Genomic DNA, 19,031 nt, shown 5'->3' on the forward strand with positions numbered 1-19,031 from the left:
CCGACGTGTCTACTTTCCGGGGGTCAGGCCCGTGCTCGACAACCCCAGCGGACTCAACGCCCACGCCAGCGTCGCGGACCATGCGGCCGGGTACCGGAAGGTGGCCAAGGCCGCGGGCATCGCGATTTAATCCCGCGCAGAGCCGGAGACTGTGACCTGGCGATCATTGATGCGCAAGGTGTTGTCAGCGGCAGCAATAACTGCGGCATCGTGCGTGGCGGCCAGAACGAGTGCGCCCCCGTCCGCAGCTCGCCGCAGGAGCGCGATAACTTGGTCGCGGTTTGTGGGGTCGAGGGAGGCGGTCGGCTCGTCAGCGAACACATAAGCCGCGCCGCGGAGCAGGGCTCGGGCGATGGCCAGCCGCTGCTGCTCGCCTCCGCTGAGAATAGCTGCCGGCCCGTCGAAGGGGACATCAAGACCGACTTCGCCGAGGGAGTGCAGCAATTCTTCTTTGGAGTATTGCTTCCTGGATAGCCCGAGGGTGAGGTTATCTTCGCAGCTTAGTTCGGGAATGATTCCGTGGTCTTGGTGGATTATCGCTGCGCGTTCTCGCCAGAACCTCCGCCTCCGCTTCATCTTCCACGCGGAGGCATTCTCGCCGTCTATCCGGAGGAGGCCGTCCGCCGGCGGCAGGAGCCCGGCCAAGGTGTTGAGCAGCAAAGTCTTTCCGGAACCGCTGGCTCCACAGATGGCGACAAAGCCTGGCCCGGGTAGGGAAAACGTTGCATTTTCCACGAGGGACTTCTTCACCATCCGCGTGCTGCGCCCCACAGAAAAAGTCGACTCCGCGGCGAGACAGAGATGAGAGGTGGAAATCTCTGGCGGCAGAGTGGGGGACTGATTGGGGCTAGCCAATGACATTGTGACTCCTAGGGGAGGCGGACATGTGCTGAGAAATACTGAGACGGACAAAACCGAGGTAGACGATTAAGACAAGGCAGCTTAGCGCGGTGAAGGTGTAGAGGAACGGGTTGGGAAGCAGTAGCGGAGCCAGGACGGACAATATGACGACAACTGTCAGGCTGACCAGTTGGCTTTTGAATAGTCGCCACATCGTTTTGTCCGGTGATTGCCCAGCGCTGTGGAGGAGTACCAGGAGGCGACGGTGAACTCGGAGCTGGATGCGCGCCTGGACTATCAAGGCCGCAAGCGTGGCGAGCAAAGCTCCGAGGACGCTCAGGATACTCAGCCAGAACAGCGCCGTGCTGGCTACTAGTTCGGCCAGACCGCGATCGGCCGCGCGTACCGGGTACACGTAGCCTTCGAGGCCGGCAGCGGTAAGTTCTGGACCCAGTTCCGAGAAATCCGCGAAGAGCAAATTTTCACTCGAAGCTGTGGAGCTTAGGAAGTCTGCGTCGAAGCCGGATAGATCGTCCGTTTCAAGCACGTAAAAACAATCGCCGGGAACCAGTTCCCCCGACATTGTTCCACTAATGAATCCGACCGCATGATCGGCACTGACCGGACCAATTTGCGCAGATTTAAGGAGCAGGTCGCCGGATTCCTGAGCCCACAGATCCACGGAAGCTGCGAAATGCTCTTGGGCTGCGGAATAGTCGACCGAGTGGTTGTCGTCTCCGGGACGGAACTGATAATCCTGCAGATCGTGCCATTGGCGGTTAGCAAGTGCCACGGGGCAGGAGTCCGGCATACCGGTACCTTCTTTCGGCAAAGTATGGCTGAGGACAGCCCCGTGCTCCCGTTCCCAGCTGAGCGCGAAGTCGCGGAAGTTCTGCTGCACACTGGGCGGCAAGAGCTCGCCTCCTTCCACGCGGCCAGCAGGGCCGTCGAAGTTGGCTGAAAAATGCAAGGCTCCAAACTCCGCGAGAGATTTCCAGGTCTGCTGGGCCTCGGATTCCTGCTGGTAGGAGCGGAGCGCAGCCACTGAGCTAAGACCCGCTGCTACAAAGGTCACGCAGGTAAAGACCGAAATTACTTTCAGCGCTTTTCCCGCCGCCTTCTCTGCGGGGGCACGCTGCCCCAGCAGCGCTACTGCGCGGCGCAACAATGGGGCGGTGACGGCTACGGCCAAACCGGTGGTAGCCAGGGCCAAGCCTATCCCGGCGGCGTAGAACCTGAGGAACAGGAGGGCAAAAGAATAGCTCCCTTGGCGGGCGAGGAATGTACTCGCAAGGCCAATGAGAACTAGGTGCGGGAGGATGACAAAGGTCCATTGCCGCGAATTGCCTTTTTGACTGCGGTGCCCTCCATTTATTGTGCGCAGCGCTGCCAATCTAAGACCGGAAACCCGAAGAACAAATACCAGGGCAAAAAGGGAAACGACAAATAGAAACAGGATCGCCACCAACGCGGGCAGGCGGAATACGACCGATTGGATGAGGTGAAGGAACTGCGTCTTTTCGCTTAGCCTGAGCCCGTCATTCCTGGCCGATTCGTAGAAGTGGTTCGCATTGCCACCCGTTGCTTTGGGAACCAAGACGTAGTCACCGTGGTAATCCAGCGACCCAAGCTCACTGGCCGCTTGGCTCAAGGCATCCGGCCGGTTGAGCCGGGGAATGCGTTCCGGTGCTGGATAATTTTCCTCCAGCGGGATGAAAACCTCGTGGGAAGTCCCGCTTGCGTCATCGGTGCCAGTCAGCCGGTAGATGGAGTAGCCGTTCTGCTCGGCCAATGAAACCAGTGAGTTACGGATTACCGTCGGTGCGTAGTCTGACTCAAGTTCCTCCGCGAGTGAAGTCTTAGGCTCGACGTAGTCAAGACTAAAGGTTGATTCGACCCCTAAGGACAAGGGCTTGGTGGAGTCAACCAGGGCTGTCAGCAGCCACCCAGTAGTCGCGATGACTGCAGCAAGAAGTAGGCTCAAAAGCCCAAGTACTAGGGGTCGAATACGCATGAGTTCTAGCAGAAGTTGTAGTAGTAGCTGTCCTTAGTGCCCGGCAAATTCGTTGCCCAAAGCTCGGCGATCGACTTCTGGCCGCCGCGGGTGTCGATGCTTTGTTGCCTTCTGTCGTTGACGATCACAGTCGAAGTATGGCACCGATTCACGGTGAAATAAGAACGCGCCTTAGCGTCCCAGAATCCGTACTCCCAGGTACCGCCACCTGCAGGGTAGCGAACTTTCCGGCCGACAGATGCCCAGTAGGTTGTGAAGGCTGGTGCTGCCTCGCCGAGTAGCTCGGCCATCACACCGGAAGCAAAGCCTCCCTTGGCGCCGTGGTCTTGGAATTCTTCTGCGGAAGCAACGGCTGAGTTAGATACGGAAACGCTCAGAGCAGAGGCAATCAGCAGCGCTGCAAACTGCCGAGTGCGCTTTTTTGGGGGTCATAACAGTCTCCTTTGAGAGAGGAAATGAGGCGGGATTGCCTCAAAAGGAAGGCTACCCTAAGTGAATATAAATGGGAATAGAACCAGTTTTCTAATTTTATTGGTACTTTTCACGGGCCTTAGGCTCGGGAGGGCGGTGGTTGTCCTTGGTCCGCTATGTCTTGGATTCACCCCGTACGGAGTGGGGTTGCCCGCAACACGCCCTTTCGTCCTTGCTCTCTTCTGACGTCATCCTCGCCAACGTCAGCTGCGCGAAACTCCTGCCTAGTTTCGCACGCCGCAAGCGCACGGTGTCGTGCGCTTGCTTAGGCCGCCCCTAAGGCGCAGCACATGCGCGCGATTGTTGATGTGCCACACACTGCAACCTAGTTCCACACGATCTGCACCGATTCAGGGTTGAAGGTCTTGGTGCCGCGCACGCCACGGCGCAGGCGCACCTGGCACAGGGTGTTAATGACTCGACGCTGCACGGCAAGCTCTGCGTTGTCGAAGGCGTCCACGGGCGAGGCGTAGCCGGTTGTGTCGAGCAGCGCCGATGCGCCAGCAAGGCGGGCACGGCGCGTTTCGAGTTTCTCGATCTGCGGCTCATAACGGTTTCGCGCGCGCTTGAGGTCACGGGCCTCGATAAGCTCCTCGTCGTAGTCAGCCTGGACGCGGGCGAGCTTTGCGCGAAGCTCAGCGAGTTCGTCGTCGATGGCGTCGACCTCGTCGTCATCCGCAGTTGGCAACAGGTCTGCTAGGTCGTCACGGCCAAGGCGGGCGCGGATCACGGCGAGCACAAAATCATCGACGCTATGAGTGCGCACTAAGCCACAGGCCGCGCAGCGGTAGCGGTCGGCATGCGTGTGCACGGGGTTGCCGCACTCGTCGCAGACATACAGGCCCGAGCCAAGATGGCGGCGAGTGTTCCGGCGCTCCTTGTTTGTCAGCCGGTCGGGATCATCGAGCACGTTTTGCACACGCCACCACAGATCGGGTGTGACGATCGGCTCCCACTGCCCTTTCACCGGCTCGCCGGTATCGGGGTCGCGGACGATATGCGTGACACGGCGGTATTTGTTCTTCACGCCTTTGCGCTTGGCCTTCTTATACGTGGAGTAGCCGGCATACACGGGGTTGCGCAGGATCGAGTGCAACGACGTGTAGGCCCAGGGCTGCGCGTCGGGAACCGACTTTTCTTCCTGGCCAGCAGCGCGACGGCGTGCGTTGCGCTCTGTGACCACGGTGTGCATATGGCGCGGCGTGGTCGGAATGTCCGGCAAGCCCGGTTGATCGACCCCAGATAAGGCGCGTGCGATATCGCGCATGGAGTTGCCCCTCTCGACAGCGCGGAACATACCGAGCACGGCGGCGGCTTCGGATGGGATGATCTCGCCGGTGGAGGTGTAGCCGATCGGGCGCACACCGCCGGAGTACCAGCGGCCCTGCTCGGCGCGCTGCTGTTGCGCACGGGATTGGCGCATGCTTTTGCGTTCGATCTCGCCGCGCGCCACGGCTGCTTTGATACGCGCGTACATTCTGCCGCCGTCGGTGGCAAGGTCAGCATCACCGTTCGCGGTGACGAGTTTCAGCCCCTGCTCTTCCGCCCTGTCGATCCACTCTTCGAGCTGCGCGGGCTGTCGTGTGAGGCGGTCGAGGTCCCAGCAAATGATCGCGTCGATCTCGCCGCGCTCAAAGGACGCCACCATCGCGTCGTAGTCGGGACGGTCCACGTCCTTCTTTGATGCAGAGATCGATTGATCGACGTAGGTATGCACGACGTCCCAGCCGCGTTACTCGGCGAGGGCTTCGCAGTCCTGACGCTGCCGGTCGATGGCGAGGCCGTCCATGGCAGCATCTAACGAGATACGGAGGTAAATAGTAGCACGTGTAGTCATACGCTATTCATAGCGCATTTAGGTTACATTGAAACGAAACTCCACGCAGACGACATCCTCAGCCTGCTCGACCTCGCAGACCGCTAGCTCGCCAGCAGCCGCTTTGACACGAAGCTCTCACCGCCTACCGGGCGCGCAGTTCCACGGGCACAGCCTTAAAGTTTGCGGATACGCTCTGCATCAGCCACGAGGTTTTGCGTGAGCTTCTCCGCTTCAAGGCCACTCAAGTCGCAGCTGTCGAAGCGGGCCAGCCAATCAGCACGAATGGCGGGGGAGTCGAACCAGGTTGCGCGCTCGGCTTCAATATCCTCGATACCGCTCAAGGTGCGGCCGTCGCGGGTGCGGATCTCGAGGTCGTCGACAAGCGGGGCAATCGCTTGAAGCCCTGGGACGATGGCCTTAAAGCCCGACGTATGGGAAACCTCATTGGTCCAGCGCGGGTAGCGGCTCACGCGCTGCGCCTCCAGGTAGCGCTGGACGACACCGAGCCTGGAGACCTCCTGCGCCACCGCCAAGCCCACGACCCTCACGCGGAAACCCGCGGAGCGAAACTTGGCTATCTCTCCTGCGATGAATTCCGGGTTGGACAGCGTGTTCTCAATGATGAGGGAGTGCCCGTGCTGCCGGCCATACTCAATCAGCGAGGACATCCAATAGGGCACCGGACCATTGGTGAGCACGTCCATGCGCAGGGGGTCGCGCTCCATGATCTCGTCGAGGGCGGGGTGCAGCTTCCGAACCTCATCGGAATCAAGGACCGCGTGACCATTCTTTACAGATTCAATAGCCGTTGATTTGCCTGACGCTGGCTGCCCCGCCACATAAATGACTTCTGGAACAGACGGACTGTGAGCATTCGATCGGCCAAAGTAGCTGGCTTGCAGAGTCTTTAGCCGTTGCTCCATAACTTGTGGATCAACGGGGAAATCAGCGGCGGAAAGCATAAGCTATGCCGCTTTGTGCTCGGAGGAGAGGGCTTCAAGCCGCTGCGCAAAGAGAGCCGCAGCGGCGCGGATGGCTTCAATGTCGGTTGAATCAACACCACTGACTATGTCCTCTACCAGCCAATTCTGACGAATCCACCATTGTGATTCAACATCGTTGCCTGCTTCAGCGGCCCGAGTGAGGTAGGCAGCTTTCAGCGAGGACGCAACCTCCTTCATTGCGTCGAAGGCTGCGTACTCGATCTCCGGGACGTTGGCGGTGCTCATGGCGCTTAGAATAGCAGCGCCACGGCGGTTTTAGCCGTTGATAATCTGCGGGTAGGCCAGGCCCTTGAGGCCTTCGGTACCGAACTCCACGCCGTAGCCCGAAGACTTGATGCCGCCGAATGGCACGCGCGGGTCGACGCCGCCGTGACCGTTAATCCAGGTGGTACCAGCCTCGAGACGCGCCGCAACCTCACGCGCACGCTCGCGATCGGCGGACCACACCGAGGAACCAAGGCCGACATCGAGCTTGTTGGCCTGCTCGATTGCCCAGTCCAAATCGGTGTACTTGATGATCGGCAGAGCAGGGCCAAACTGCTCCTCGACGACGAGCGGGTTATCCGGGTCGATATCTGCCACCAGGGTGGTGGGGTAGAAGTGGCCCGGCGCGTCATAGTCAGGGTCGCCGCCCAACAGCACGCGCGCTCCGGACTCCTTCGCTGCCTTTACCAGCTTGTCCACGATGTCGAACTGCTGCTTGTTCTGCAGCGGGCCGAGCACGTTTTCTTCTTCCAAGCCCACACCCATCGGCGAGGCTTTGGCTACCTCGACGAGGGCTTCGCAGACGGCGTCGTAAAGCGATTCCGGCACGTACAGGCGCTTCATTGCCGCGCAGGTCTGTCCAGTGTTGATGAACGCGCCCCAGAAAAGGTCGCCGGCGATGGCGGCTGGGTCGGCGTCGTCAAGCACGATGCCCGCATCGTTACCGCCGAGCTCAAGGGTGAGGCGCTGCAGGTTCGCGGCAGAGGACTCGACGATCTTCTTGCCGGTCGCAGTGGAGCCGGTGAACATGATCTTGTCGATGTCCGCGTGAGTGGTCAGCGCTGCGCCTACCGCGCCGTCACCGGTGACAACCTGCAGGACGCCTTCCGGAAGCACGGAATTAAAGACCTTGATGAGCGCCAGGACGGACAGCGGGGTGTACTCGGAAGGCTTAACCACCACGGCATTACCCATGCGTAGGGCCGGGGCAATCTGCCAAATGGTGATCATCATCGGCCAGTTCCACGGGCCAATCGCACCGACGACGCCGAGCGGACGGTAGTGCACCGTCGCGGTGATGTCATCATCGACAGCGGTGTAATCAGGGGACTCGAAGGACGCCGTCGCGCGCAGCCACGCGGAGCACGCACCAACCTCGAAGCGAGCATTCGGGCCGTTCAGCGGCTTGCCCTGCTCGCGGGAGAGCAGCTCCACCAGTGGCTCCGCGGAAGCCTCAATGGCGTCCGCAGCCTTGAGCAGGAGGTCACAGCGCTCAGAGTCGCTGAGCTTTGCAAAGGACTTCTGCGCGTGAACCGCGCGCTCGACCGCCGCATTGAGCTCCTCAACACTGCCTTCAGGTGCGACGCCCACAACCTCTTCGGTGGCTGGGTTGATGATTTCTACGCCATCCTCAGCGCTAACAGCTGCGAGAAGATCTTCATACGTGGCGAACTGCGACATTTATTCTCCTTAGTCGAGGTGTGCAAAGTTTTGACTATTGTTACCCACAACACATATTGCCGCTTGACTTTAAGCGCACAAAACTTGTTCAAAAATGTGCTTGAGGTCACTGTATAGTACTTATATGCCCAACCCTTCCTCGCACTATGACCTCGCGGCCTGGCGCGCGGCGTCTTCGGAGACCTTCGGCAAGCTGGAAGTTCATGCACCCGAGGCGAGCACCTTTTGGGCTCAGCTCACCAGCACCAGGGTGGGGGAGGTCTCCCTCTTTGACATGCGCACCGCGCCCCATTCGGTAAAAAGGGAAAACGCAGCGCTTGCCGACGCCCCCTTTTGCAAGCTCAGCCTCCAGCTTTCCGGCCGCTCCACCATGGCGCAAGATGGCCGAACCTGCGAGCTTCATCCCGGTGACTTAGCACTGTATGTCACTCAACGGCCTTATGTTCTTGAATATCCCGTCGAGCAGCACACTCTTATCGTTCACTTTCCACAGAGCCTACTTAGCCTCACACCGGCGCAGATTCAGCAGCTAACTGCGAGCCCAGTTTCCCGTGATCATGGCTTGGGCAAGGTGGCAGTGCCGCTTTTCGAGCAGCTGGCCAATAACCTCGACGTGCTGGAAGGCCCGCACGCCCCGGCCCTTGTTCGCTCCGCCTTGAACATGTTGGTCACAGTGTTCTCTTCTGAAGTCGACACCGCCTCTGACTCGAAGAATTTGTTATTCAACCAGGCCACCTCATATATCGAGCAGCATTTGGGTGATGCAGAACTTTCCCCAAGCAGTATCGCCACGGCGCTTTTCGTATCCGTGCGTCATCTCCATTCCCGCTTCGCCGCACAAGGCCTATCAGTAGGCTCCTATATCCGCAGCCGCCGACTAGAGAAAGTACGGGAGGAGCTAACAAACCCCTTAAATGCCAAGGAATCCATTGGCACCATCGCCTCGCGCTACGGCCTGCACGATCCTTCGCATTTCTCGCGCATCTTCAAGGCTGAGTTCGGACTTTCTCCCAGCGCTTATCGCGCCCGTTTCGCACTCCATCCCTTTAAGAGTTCTAGATGGGGGTAAATCTCCCATTTAGCCTCCATACGGCTCTGCGTGGTCGCATAACAAATTTGTGAAGAAGAAATCTCTTGGCCTACTGCTTGCAGCGGCCCTCTCATTTGGCGCTATCTCTCCAGCGCAAGCACAAGAAGTTAACGCTCCGGTTGCCTCCGAAACGAGCGTTACAGCCGAACAAGATACCGCCACCAACTCCCAGTCCTCTGAACCTAATACCGGGGTAATTGTTGGCTCTGTCGTTGGCGCTCTCGCATTGGCCGGCCTCATCGCGGGCGGAGTCTATTGGGCTGTTCAACAGCGCATGATCCCCAATCCGCTACCTGGAATTATTCCGAATCCTCCAGCACCAGCTCCCGCCCCTGCGCCAGCACCGGCACCAGCTCCCGCTCCCGCCGCTAGGCCAGCTCCAGCCCCACCTCGCGTGATGGCACCCGCCCCTGCTCGCGTCACCGCCAGCTATGCAAACTGCACTGCCGTGTGGAACTCCATTGGCCGCCCAATCCGCTCTGGCGATCCTGGCTTCATGTCGAAGTTTGATCGTGATGGCGATGGCGTTGGTTGCGAGCGCGACCCTCGTTAAGACCTAAAGCAGCCACCCCATCGGAGTGGCTGCTTTTCTTATATTCCTTATCGGTTGGCGTATGGGTTACGCACACCGATGTACTGCAGCGAGGTGTACTCCTCGATGCCCTCGGCGCCGCCTTCGCGGCCCATGCCGGACTGCTTGACGCCACCGAATGGGGCAGCGGCGTTAGAGATGACACCGGCGTTGAAGCCCATGAGGCCGAACTCTAGGCCATCGCCCAGGCGCCACATACGGTCGGAGTCTTCCGTGAACACATAGGAGGCCAGGCCATACTCGGTGTCGTTGGCCAGCTCGATGGCCTCGGCTTCATCGCTGAAGGTAAGGATCGGCGCAACCGGTCCGAAGATCTCCTCCTGCGCCACGCGTGATTCACGTGAAACATTGGTCAGGACGGTCGGCTCGTAGAAGTAGCCAGCACCCTCACCACGGCTGCCGCCGACGAGAACTTTGGCACCCTTGGCGACGGCGTCTTCGACGAGCGCGGCGACGTTGTCCTGGGCCTTTTTCTCAATGAGCGGCCCACAGGTAACGCCCTCGTCCATACCGTTGCCCACCTTGAGCTCAGAGATCTTGGCTGCAAACTTCTGTGCGAACTCTTCGGCCACGGACTCGTGCACAATAAAGCGGTTAGCTGCGGTGCAGGCCTCACCAATGTTGCGCATCTTCGCGCCCATCGCACCCGCTACAGCTTGATCCAAGTCTGCGTCCTCGAAAACAATGAACGGCGCGTTGCCGCCGAGCTCCATGGAGGTGCGCAGAACGTTGTCCGCAGCAGCCTTCAACAAGGTCTTACCCACCGGAGTAGAGCCAGTGAAAGACACCTTGCGGAGGCGCGAGTCAGCCATGACCGGCTCAGAAATGGCGGAAGCGGACTTGCCCGCCACGACGTTCAGAACGCCCTCCGGAAGACCCGCGTCAATCATGGTCTGGGCGAAGTACTGAGCGGTCAGCGGAGTCAGCTTCGCTGGCTTGAGCACCATGGTGCAGCCCGCAGCAACCGCCGGCGCAACCTTGCGGGTGGCCATGGCGAGTGGGAAGTTCCACGGGGTGATAAGCAGGCACGGGCCCACCGGCTTACGGCGGGTCACCATCTGAAGGGTGCCCTCCGGTGCGGGCAAGCTGCGGCCATAGTCACGCACGGCTTCCTCAGAGAACCAGCGCAGGTACTCCGCACCATAAGTGACCTCACCGTAGGCCTCAGCCAGAGGCTTGCCCATTTCCAAGGTCATCAACGCAGCGAATTCATCCTTGCGCTCGGTAACAAGCTCGAAGGCACGACGCAGGATGTTAGAACGCTCGCGCGGGGTTGTGCGCGCCCACTCGTCCTGGACGGCACAGGCGACATCCAGTGCGGCCACGGCATCCTCCGAGTTACCCGAAGCCAATGTGGCTAGTACCTCGCCGGTGGCGGGATTCTCCACGTCGAAGGTCTCACCTGACGCAGCATCGCGCCACTGCCCGTTAATCAGCAGGCCGGTCGGAACCTTGGCCAACAGTTGCTCAACATTGATAGTCATAAAAGTTGCTAACCTTTCTTCGAGAATTTGTCCGCCAGCGTACGCGCCGCACCGGACAACAGCTGGACATCAGCTCCTACCAGTGCAAACGACGCACCTGCGTCAAGATAACGCTGCGCCTGCTCCAGATTGAAAGCGTTGACGCCCACCGGCTTGCCCGCGGCACGGACCGCATCGAAAGTACGCTGCACTGCGTCCAGCACGTCTGGGTGAGTCTGCTGTCCCAGCAGCCCCATTGAGGCCGCCAAATCCGATGGGCCGACAAATACTTGGTCAACACCATCGACTGCCGCGATCTCCGCCGCGTTCTCCACAGCGGTGAAGGACTCAATCTGCACGGTCAGGCTGACGGTCTCAGCGGCCTTCTGCAAATACCCCTCCACACCATTCCAGCGGGAAGAACGAGCCAACGCACTGCCGACGCCGCGCACACCGCGCGGTGGGTAATACATTGCCGCTACAGCCTTCTCGGCCTCGGCTGCAGTATCGACCATAGGCACCATCAGATTCTGGGCACCAACATCTAGGTATTGCTTGATAAGTGCGGTATCATTAACCGGAACACGCACCATGCGGGTTGGCCCATACACATCTGTGGCCCGAAGCAATTCTGCGATGGTCTCCAAGCTATAAGGGGAGTGCTCGCCATCAATGAGCAGCCAATCGAAACCGGCGGAAGCAACAATCTCCGCCGCCACCTGGGAGCCGGAGCAGATCCAGGCGCCGATCAAGGGGGCGTCGTCAAGCGCGCGCGTGAAGGTTGGCGGAAGTTCTACTGGAATCGGCATGTGATTGCTCCCAACTTTCCGTAATCGGCGTGGACGGCATCGCCCGGCTCCACCCACATCGGCTTGGTGAAGGAGCCGGCGAGGATGATGTCGCCCTTCTTCAAAGTGTCGCCGTGGGCATGCAGCTTGTTCGCCAGCCAGGCGACGCCCATCGCCGGATGGTTGAGCACCGCCGCGGCGACGCCGGTGTCTTCGATGGATTCATTGCGATAGAGGAGGGCGGAGACCCAACGGAGGTCAACGTCTTCGGGACGGACTGGGTTGCCGCCATAAACCATCGCACCGAGCGCCGCGTTGTCAGAGATGGTGTCCACGATGGTGCGGCCCTTCATCTCAATGCGGGAGGAGAGGATCTCCAAGGCTGGCACCACGTAATCGGTCGCGCGGAGCACGTCAAAGATGCTGCAGTTAGGCCCCGCCAGGTCCTCCTTGAGAACAAAGGCGAGCTCCACCTCGATGCGCACGTTCGAGAACTGCGCGTGCTCGATAGCGGATCCGTTCTCATAGACCTGGTCCGCAAAGATGGCACCGTAGTCCGGTTCGGTAATACCGGTTGCCTCCTGCATCACCTTGGAGGTCAGACCAATCTTGCGGCCAACGAGGCGCCGCCCACCGGCGATGCCGCGCTTTACCCACTCACCCTGGATGGCATAAGAATCCTCCACACCCATGTCCGGGAAACGAGTGCTCAGCAGAGGAATCATCGTGCGGTCGCGCTCGGCCTGCGCCAGCTCATCCGCGATGGCTATATGTTGCTTGCTATCTAACATTGTCGAATTCCTTAGTTCGTTGTTTCACGTGAAACATGCAGAAAAGCTGGACCGCATTTCTGGGTTTTAATCAACCTTGAAATCACAGTCCAGCATCCATGAGAGCTTTAGAGCTGGTTGCCGAGCTTGAACTCGCCCTGCTTCCACTCCGGCATCTCCTCGGAATCTTCCTTGCGGGTGTAGGAGAAGCCATCCGCGCCGATGGTCTGCGCCATCTCGGACTCATCGGTGCGCTCGACCAGCGGAACCGGATTGCCATCGAGGTCGAGGACGGTGGAGCCGTCGCGGTACCAAGAAGGAACAACCGGGGTACCCCACCAGTCGCGACGCTGGTTGTCGTGGACGTCCCAGGTGACAACCGGGTTGTCTGGGTCGCCGGTGTAGTAATCCTGGGTGTAGATCTCCACGCGGTGACCATCCGGGTCGCGCAAGTAGAGGTAGTAGGCATTGGAAACACCGTGACGGCCTGGGCCGCGCTCGATAGCGTCAGACTCGCGGAGAGCGCCAAGCTTGTCGCAGATGGCGATGATGTTGTGCTTCTCGTGGGTAGCGAACGCGATGTGGTGCATGCGCGGGCCGTCACCACCGGTCATTGCGGTGTCGTGGACGGTCGGCTTACGGCGCATCCATGCGGCATAGACGGTGCCCTGTTCATCGCGGATATCCTCAGTGATACGGAAGCCAAGATCCTCCATGTAATCCACGGCCTTCGGAACATCCGGGGTGATCTGATTGAAGTGATCCAAGCGAACCAACGCGCCCGGGATATGAGCGTCATAGCTCCACGCCAGACGCTCGCGGTGCTCTACCTCGTAGAAGAACTCGTACGGGAAACCGAGCGGATCCTGCACACGAACGGAATCGCCGATGCCCTTGACAAAGCCGTCCTTGTTGCGACGAACCTCGCAGCCGCGGGCCTTGTAAAACTCCTCAGCACGGTCCAGATCTTCGGGGCTACGCACGCGGTAGGAGAAGGCCGCCACTGCCGGAACAGGGCCCTTGCGCAGCACCAGGTTATGGTGGATGAACTCCTCGTAGGTGCGCAGGTAGATTGCGTTGTCATCTTCCTCGGTCACGACGAGGCCTAAGGTATCCACGTAGAACTTACGGGAAGCCTCAAGATCGGTGACAACGATCTCCATGTAGGCGCAACGCAGGATATCCGGTGCTTGAACGTTGGTCATGATGTGCTCCTTGGGTGAAAAGTAGGTGAGAGAAAAAGGATTTAGTCCTGCTTGCCGAAGACCGGGTTGTGAACCTTATCGAGGTTGATGTGGACTGCCTGCTGGTCGGTGTAGAAGTCGATGGAACGGTAGCCACCCTCATGGCCCAGGCCGGAAGCCTTCACGCCGCCGAATGGGGTACGTAGGTCGCGGACGTTATTCGAGTTCAGCCAGACCATGCCAGCCTCAACGTTCTGTGCGAAGTTGTGCGCACGCTTGAGGTCGGAGGTCCAGACATATGCGGCCAGACCGTACTTGGTGTTGTTGGCCAGCTCGAGCGCTTCCTCGTCGGTGTCGAACGGGGTGATGGCAACGACTGGGCCGAAGATTTCTTCCTGGAAGATGCGGGCGGATGGGTCGACGTCAACGAAGACGGTCGGTTGCACAAAGTTGCCCTCTTCAAAGCCCTCTGGGCGCTCGCCGCCGGCTGCCAGCTTTGCTTCCTGCTTGCCGATCTCGATGTAGGAGGTGACCTTCTCGTAGTGCTCTGGGTGAACCAGGGCGCCAACCTCGGTCTTCGGATCGGAAGGCAGGCCCACCTTTACGCGCTTGGCGACGGCCGTGTAACGCTCAACGAATTCATCGTAAATGTCGCGCTGGACGAGGATGCGCGAGCCGGCGGTGCAGCGCTCGCCATTCAGGGAGAACACGCCGAAGATACAGGCGTCGATTGCGGTGTCGAGGTCCGCGTCGGAGAAGACAATGGCAGGGGACTTGCCGCCCAGCTCCATCGACAGACCCTTCAGGTGCGGTGCCGCGTTTCCGAAAATAATCTGACCGGTGCGGGACTCGCCGGTAAAGGAGATCAGCGGGACGTCTGGGTGCTTGACCAGTGGGTCGCCCGCGTAGCCTTCCTCGCCGAAGCCGTTGACTAGGTTGAAGACGCCCTTCGGGAGGCCAGCCTCCTCAAAGATGCCTGCCCACAGCTGTGCGGAAAGCGGGGTGAACTCAGCCGGCTTCAGGACAACGGAGTTACCAGTGGCGATAGCAGGGGCGAGCTTCCAGGACTCCAGCATGAAAGGAGTGTTCCACGGGGTGATAAGACCTGCGACGCCGATTGGCTTGCGGTTGACGTAGTTGATCTGGCGGCCCGGAACCTTGTAGGCGTCGTCGGCCTGCGCAACGATGAGGTCAGCGAAGAAGCGGAAGTTCTCCGCCGCGCGCTTGGCCTGGCCATTGGCCTGGGTGATTGGCAGGCCGGAGTCGAAGGACTCCCAAGCAGCCAGCTTGTCTGCGCGGGTCTCGACGATGTCTGCGATTTTGTTGAGGACGCGAGCGCGCTCGCGGGGGAGAGCCTTGGACCACTCGCCGCGCTCAAAGGCAGCCTTGGCGGCAGCAACGGCTTTGTCGATGTCGGCCGGCTTGCCGGAGGCGGCCTTGATGTAGTTCTGGTTGGTTACCGGATCGAGTACCTCGAACTCGTCGCCATCAATAGAGGCAACGAATTCACCATCGATGTAGTGGAGGATCTTCTCTGGCAGGTCGTTTGGCTTCGCGGCGTCGTTGTTGATGCTCATGGCTTTAGGGTTCTCCTTTAAGTCTGGGTATCTAGGTTGCGTTTGCAGTGTCTGTTTCGGCGTTTTTTGCCCGATAGCTCCGGGAGGTTTGCAAGCGGTGTTCCCGTGCAACCTTTTCCACGTATGCTTCCTCGGCGCCGATCTCAATGAGGGTGATTAGCTTTTCGTGTTCTTCCACCGAGTCCAACGCCCGCTCCGGGATGTAGCGGAAGGTCGAAACGCGGTGATATTCCAGTTGGTCCCATTGCTCGTAAACCAGCTTTACAAGCCTTTCGTTGGGACACTTGGCAAAGAGCACGCTATGAAATTCTTTGTTAAGCTTGGTGAACTCGTCTGGGTCGTGGGTGACATCAAGCTCGCGCATCTGCTGATTAAGCTCCCGCGCCTTGGCGACGTCCGCGGCTTCGAGGAAGGGAGCGGACTGGGCGGTTGCCCGGGCCTCGAGTGTGGCCACGATCTCCATGGATTCGTAGTAGGCCTCGCGGTTGTGGGTGGTTACTCGCGCGCCCACATTGCGTTCGTAGGTAACCAGCCCTTCGGCCTCGAGCTGCCTGATGGCCTCGCGCACCGGCACGACGCTGACATCGAGTTCTTCCGCAATTGTTGTAAGAACCAAGCGGTGGCCTGGCTCGTATCCGCGGGTGCGGATCTGCTGGCTTATCCAGTTATAGGCCTGTTGGGATTTGCTCTCCGCGAGGCTCATTGACCACCCCCATTCTTGAAGGCGAGGTAGGCCTCCTTGTTGGCGCCCTTTGGCGGGAACATCCCGTCGAGGCTTGCGCCGGCCTTGACCTGCTCGGCCACCCACTCATCCTCGTGCTCCTTGGCAAGCGCAGCGTCTGCTACCTCCTCAGCCAGCTCGCGCGGGATGACGATGACGCCGTCGTCATCGCCGACGATGATGTCTCCCGGGATAACGGTGGCGTTGCCACAGGAAACAGCAATGTCGCTATCCCACGGAACGTGCTTGCGGCCGAGCACGCATGGGTGTGCGCCTTGGGTGAAGACGGGCAGGCCGATCTCACGGACCGCCTCGTAGTCGCGCACACCACCATCAGTGACAACACCGGCCGCGCCGCGGGTCTTCGCGCGCAGTGCAAGGATGTCGCCCAAGGTGCCAGACCCCGGCTCTTGGCGAGCCTCGATAACGATTACTTCGCCTTCCTTTACGGTGTCGAAGGCTTTCTTCTGCTCGTTGAAGCCGCCGCCGTGGCTCTTGAAGAGATCTTCGCGCCCGGCAACGAAGCGCAGGGTGCGGGCGACGCCCACCATTTTGGTGCCCGGAGTCTGTGGATAGACGCCTTCGATAACGGATTGGTTGATGCCGCGATTTCGTAACTGTGCCGAAAGTCCGGCGGTGGGCGCCTCCTCCAATTTCCGTTTCAATTCCGCGGAAAGTTCGGAAGAGGAGGAAGAGGGAAGCGGCGGAAGCCCAGCGGACTCACGGTCGCCGTAGGCATCCTCGCGCTGCTTGTCATCGACATTCGGCAGGTTGCCCAGAGCCGAATCGAAGGAAGCCGGGATCTCCACGACTGCCGTCTTAAGACGTCCGGAGGTCTCGCCACCCGGTACGTCAACCTCGACCTCAACGACATCGCCGGGCTTGATCACGGTGGAGCCCGCCGGGGTGCCCGTCAGGATGATATCGCCAGTCTCCAGAGTCATGTGCTGGGAGAGGTCCGCGACAAATTGCGCGAGAGGGAAGATGAGGTCCTTCTCCGACGAGGTACCCTTCTGCGCCAGCTCGCCATTAACCCAGGTGCGCAGGCGCAACGAGGCGGGGTCGATCTTCTGGGCGTCGATAAGCATGGGCCCAATCGGCGTATAACCATCGCGGGACTTGGAACGGGTATTAGATCCCTTATCCTGCGCGCGATAATCATAAAGACCCAGGTCATTGGAAGCAGTTACATAGGCGACATGACCCCAAGCCTCTTCCAAGGTGACATTGCGAGCCGGCTTGCCAATGATGAGCGCAATCTCGCCCTCAAACGCCAACAGCTCAGTGCCCGCCGGACGCTCGACGACGCCGCCGGATTCCGCCAGGGTACTGGTCGCCTTCAGGAAGTAACTCGGGGTCTTGGGCCAGCGACCACGTTGAGCGGCACGGGACTCAAAAGCCACGTGCACGGCAATAATCTTGCCCGGTTTCTCAGGCAGAAATTGGGGTACAGCCATGAAAAATCCTTCTTTTCTCTCAAATGTTTGCCCAAATCGTATATTATCCCTACCAACGCCGCAAGTGGTTCAACTCACAATAAGTGGTTAGGTATACGACAAGCCACAACTAGAAAGGGAAAACATGTCGCAAGCAACTGCCGCACCGACAATCACGACGGCCGAACGCCGCCGTGTTGTCGCCGCGACCACCATCGGTACCGCCATCGAGTGGTACGACTACTTCCTCTACGCCGCGGTAGCTGGCCTCGTATTCAACAAGCTCATGTTCGGTCCGCTGGAAGGCGGCCTAGCCACCATCATCTCCTTCCTTACGGTTGGCCTTTCCTTCCTCTTCCGCCCAATCGGCGCTTTCCTCGCCGGCCACTTCGCCGACCGCCTTGGTCGCCGCGTGGTTCTCATGGTCACCCTCTTCGCCATGGGCGGCGCCACCACACTAATCGGCGTCCTGCCCACCTTCGATAGTGCTGGTGTTTGGGCGCCGATCCTGCTCATTTTCCTGCGCATCATCCAAGGAATTTCCGCAGGCGGTGAGTGGGGCAGTGCGGTGCTGATGGCGGTGGAGCACGCACCCGTCGACAAGCGCGGGCTCTATGGCGCCGGACCCCAGGTGGGCGTGCCGGCTGGCCTGCTGCTTTCTTCCGGAGTTCTTTCAATCATGAACACCATCGCGCCTGGCGACGCCTTCATGGCCTGGGGTTGGCGTGTACCGTTCCTGCTTTCCTTCGTTCTGGTTTTGGTGGGTTACCTGATCCGCATGGGCGTTGACGAATCCCCAGTCTTCGAGGAAATCGCCGAGCGCCAAGAGGAAGAAACGCCACATCCTTTCGCAGTTCTGTTCAAGAAGTTTTTCCCGCTGGTCTTCACTGCAGCACTGGTTTTCGCAGGCAATGGCACCGTGGGCTACATGACCACGGGCGGCTACATCCAGAAGTACGCGACCGACCCGGACGGTCCGGTTGCGCTCGCGCGCGGCGACGTCCTGAACGCCGTCACGCTTTCCGCGTTTACCTGGGCACTTTTTACGTTGTTTGCCGGTGCCATCTCCGATCGAATTGGTCGCCGCGCGACTTACCTCATCGGCTTTATCGCTCAGGCGCTCGGCGCCGCAGCGCTCTTCCCTCTGGTCAACACTGGCGATCTCAAGCTGCTCTATCTGGCACTGACCTCGCTAACCTTTGGCCTGGGCCTGACCTACGGCGCCCAGTCCGCCATGTATGCCGAGCTTTTCCCGGCGTCCATCCGCGCCACGGGCGTTTCCGTCACCTACGCCCTCGGCTCGGTCCTAGGCGGAGCTTTCGCCCCGATGATTGCGGCTTCCCTGGTCGAAGCAACGGGCACCACCTTCGCGGTATCCGGCTATCTAGTCACGGCTTCGCTGGTTGGCCTCGTGTGCACCTTCATCCTCCGTGAACGCAAGGGAATCCCTCTTGGCCCAGAGCACGAAGCCGCGCAAGCACGCGGGCACTTCATCTTCAGCAAGTAAATCCCCAGCGTTTCCACGCAAATCTGAATGCTCATTGTAGAAAATTGCGACATCATATATGATTCCGCACATAGGACTTAGATCACACTC

General features: G+C 59.8%; 17 protein-coding genes. 3 read left to right on the plus strand and 14 right to left on the minus strand.

Annotated elements, in window-relative coordinates; all coding sequences use genetic code 11:
- Nucleotides 1-126: 126 nt before the first annotated feature.
- The 7 genes from HMPREF3158_RS03215 to HMPREF3158_RS03245 all read right to left on the minus strand — a co-directional run bounded on the left by HMPREF3158_RS03215 (nt 127) and on the right by HMPREF3158_RS03245 (nt 7,813).
- A complete protein-coding gene (locus HMPREF3158_RS03215) occupies nt 127-861 on the minus strand; it encodes an ATP-binding cassette domain-containing protein (protein WP_062036591.1) in 735 nt (244 codons plus the stop codon).
- Nucleotides 848-2,854, minus strand: a complete 2,007-nt coding sequence (locus tag HMPREF3158_RS03220; protein WP_070497306.1) for a hypothetical protein — start codon at nt 2,852-2,854, stop codon at nt 848-850. Before HMPREF3158_RS03220 ends, HMPREF3158_RS03215 begins: the two co-directional genes overlap by 14 nt.
- Nucleotides 2,855-2,859: 5 nt before the next feature.
- Nucleotides 2,860-3,144, minus strand: a complete 285-nt coding sequence (locus HMPREF3158_RS03225) for a lactococcin 972 family bacteriocin (protein ID WP_046646499.1) — start codon at nt 3,142-3,144, stop codon at nt 2,860-2,862.
- Between the two features lie 506 nt (nt 3,145-3,650).
- A complete protein-coding gene (locus HMPREF3158_RS03230) occupies nt 3,651-5,042 on the minus strand; it encodes a recombinase family protein (RefSeq protein WP_246817794.1) in 1,392 nt (463 codons plus the stop codon).
- Between the two features lie 275 nt (nt 5,043-5,317).
- Nucleotides 5,318-6,106 (minus strand): zeta toxin family protein, encoded by a 789-nt coding sequence (locus HMPREF3158_RS03235; protein WP_062036587.1) that lies wholly within the window; start codon nt 6,104-6,106, stop codon nt 5,318-5,320.
- Nucleotides 6,107-6,109: 3 nt separating this feature from the next.
- Nucleotides 6,110-6,373, minus strand: a complete 264-nt coding sequence (locus HMPREF3158_RS03240; RefSeq protein ID WP_005530783.1) for a hypothetical protein — start codon at nt 6,371-6,373, stop codon at nt 6,110-6,112.
- A 30-nt stretch (nt 6,374-6,403) separates the two neighbouring features.
- Nucleotides 6,404-7,813, minus strand: coding sequence for an aldehyde dehydrogenase family protein (locus HMPREF3158_RS03245; RefSeq protein ID WP_061925395.1), 1,410 nt, complete (start codon nt 7,811-7,813; stop codon nt 6,404-6,406).
- A gap of 124 nt (nt 7,814-7,937) precedes the next feature.
- Here HMPREF3158_RS03245 and HMPREF3158_RS03250 point away from each other — a divergent pair, with 124 nt between their 5' ends.
- Both HMPREF3158_RS03250 and HMPREF3158_RS03255 read left to right on the plus strand, forming a co-directional pair.
- Nucleotides 7,938-8,882, plus strand: a complete 945-nt coding sequence (locus HMPREF3158_RS03250; protein ID WP_061925398.1) for an AraC-like ligand-binding domain-containing protein — start codon at nt 7,938-7,940, stop codon at nt 8,880-8,882.
- 49 nt (nt 8,883-8,931) lie between these two features.
- Nucleotides 8,932-9,456 (plus strand): excalibur calcium-binding domain-containing protein, encoded by a 525-nt coding sequence (locus HMPREF3158_RS03255; protein ID WP_062036582.1) that lies wholly within the window; start codon nt 8,932-8,934, stop codon nt 9,454-9,456.
- Between the two features lie 47 nt (nt 9,457-9,503).
- On the opposite strand, the gene HMPREF3158_RS03260 is transcribed toward HMPREF3158_RS03255, so the two are convergent.
- From HMPREF3158_RS03260 to HMPREF3158_RS03290, 7 genes are all read right to left on the minus strand, one after another.
- The gene (locus HMPREF3158_RS03260) at nt 9,504-10,979 is read right to left on the minus strand and encodes an NAD-dependent succinate-semialdehyde dehydrogenase (RefSeq protein WP_070497308.1); all 1,476 of its coding nucleotides are present in this window, start codon (nt 10,977-10,979) and stop codon (nt 9,504-9,506) included.
- Nucleotides 10,980-10,987: 8 nt separating this feature from the next.
- Nucleotides 10,988-11,767, minus strand: a complete 780-nt coding sequence (locus HMPREF3158_RS03265) for an HpcH/HpaI aldolase family protein (protein ID WP_062036578.1) — start codon at nt 11,765-11,767, stop codon at nt 10,988-10,990.
- Nucleotides 11,752-12,537, minus strand: a complete 786-nt coding sequence (gene hpaH, locus HMPREF3158_RS03270) for a 2-oxo-hept-4-ene-1,7-dioate hydratase (protein ID WP_062036576.1) — start codon at nt 12,535-12,537, stop codon at nt 11,752-11,754. Before hpaH ends, HMPREF3158_RS03265 begins: the two co-directional genes overlap by 16 nt.
- 107 nt (nt 12,538-12,644) lie before the next feature.
- Complete coding sequence (hpaD, locus tag HMPREF3158_RS03275) at nt 12,645-13,721, minus strand: 3,4-dihydroxyphenylacetate 2,3-dioxygenase (protein WP_062036574.1); 1,077 nt, start codon at nt 13,719-13,721, stop codon at nt 12,645-12,647.
- Between the two features lie 41 nt (nt 13,722-13,762).
- Nucleotides 13,763-15,277: a 5-carboxymethyl-2-hydroxymuconate semialdehyde dehydrogenase gene (gene hpaE, locus HMPREF3158_RS03280; protein WP_062036572.1), complete on the minus strand. Its 1,515-nt coding sequence runs from the start codon at nt 15,275-15,277 to the stop codon at nt 13,763-13,765.
- A gap of 31 nt (nt 15,278-15,308) precedes the next feature.
- Entirely contained in the window at nt 15,309-15,980 is a 672-nt protein-coding gene (locus tag HMPREF3158_RS03285; RefSeq protein WP_062042841.1) for a GntR family transcriptional regulator, read from the minus strand.
- On the minus strand, nt 15,977-17,455 hold the full coding sequence (locus tag HMPREF3158_RS03290) for a fumarylacetoacetate hydrolase family protein (protein ID WP_070497309.1): 1,479 nt from the start codon (nt 17,453-17,455) through the stop codon (nt 15,977-15,979). The genes HMPREF3158_RS03285 and HMPREF3158_RS03290 overlap by 4 nt, the downstream gene beginning before the upstream one ends.
- 124 nt (nt 17,456-17,579) lie before the next feature.
- Between HMPREF3158_RS03290 and HMPREF3158_RS03295 the strand changes: the two genes are divergently transcribed.
- Nucleotides 17,580-18,941 (plus strand): MFS transporter, encoded by a 1,362-nt coding sequence (locus HMPREF3158_RS03295; RefSeq protein ID WP_070497311.1) that lies wholly within the window; start codon nt 17,580-17,582, stop codon nt 18,939-18,941.
- Nucleotides 18,942-19,031: the final 90 nt, after the last annotated feature.

Source organism: Corynebacterium sp. HMSC06G04 (genome assembly GCF_001807365.1).
GTDB classification, from domain to species: Bacteria; Actinomycetota; Actinomycetes; order Mycobacteriales; family Mycobacteriaceae; genus Corynebacterium; species Corynebacterium simulans.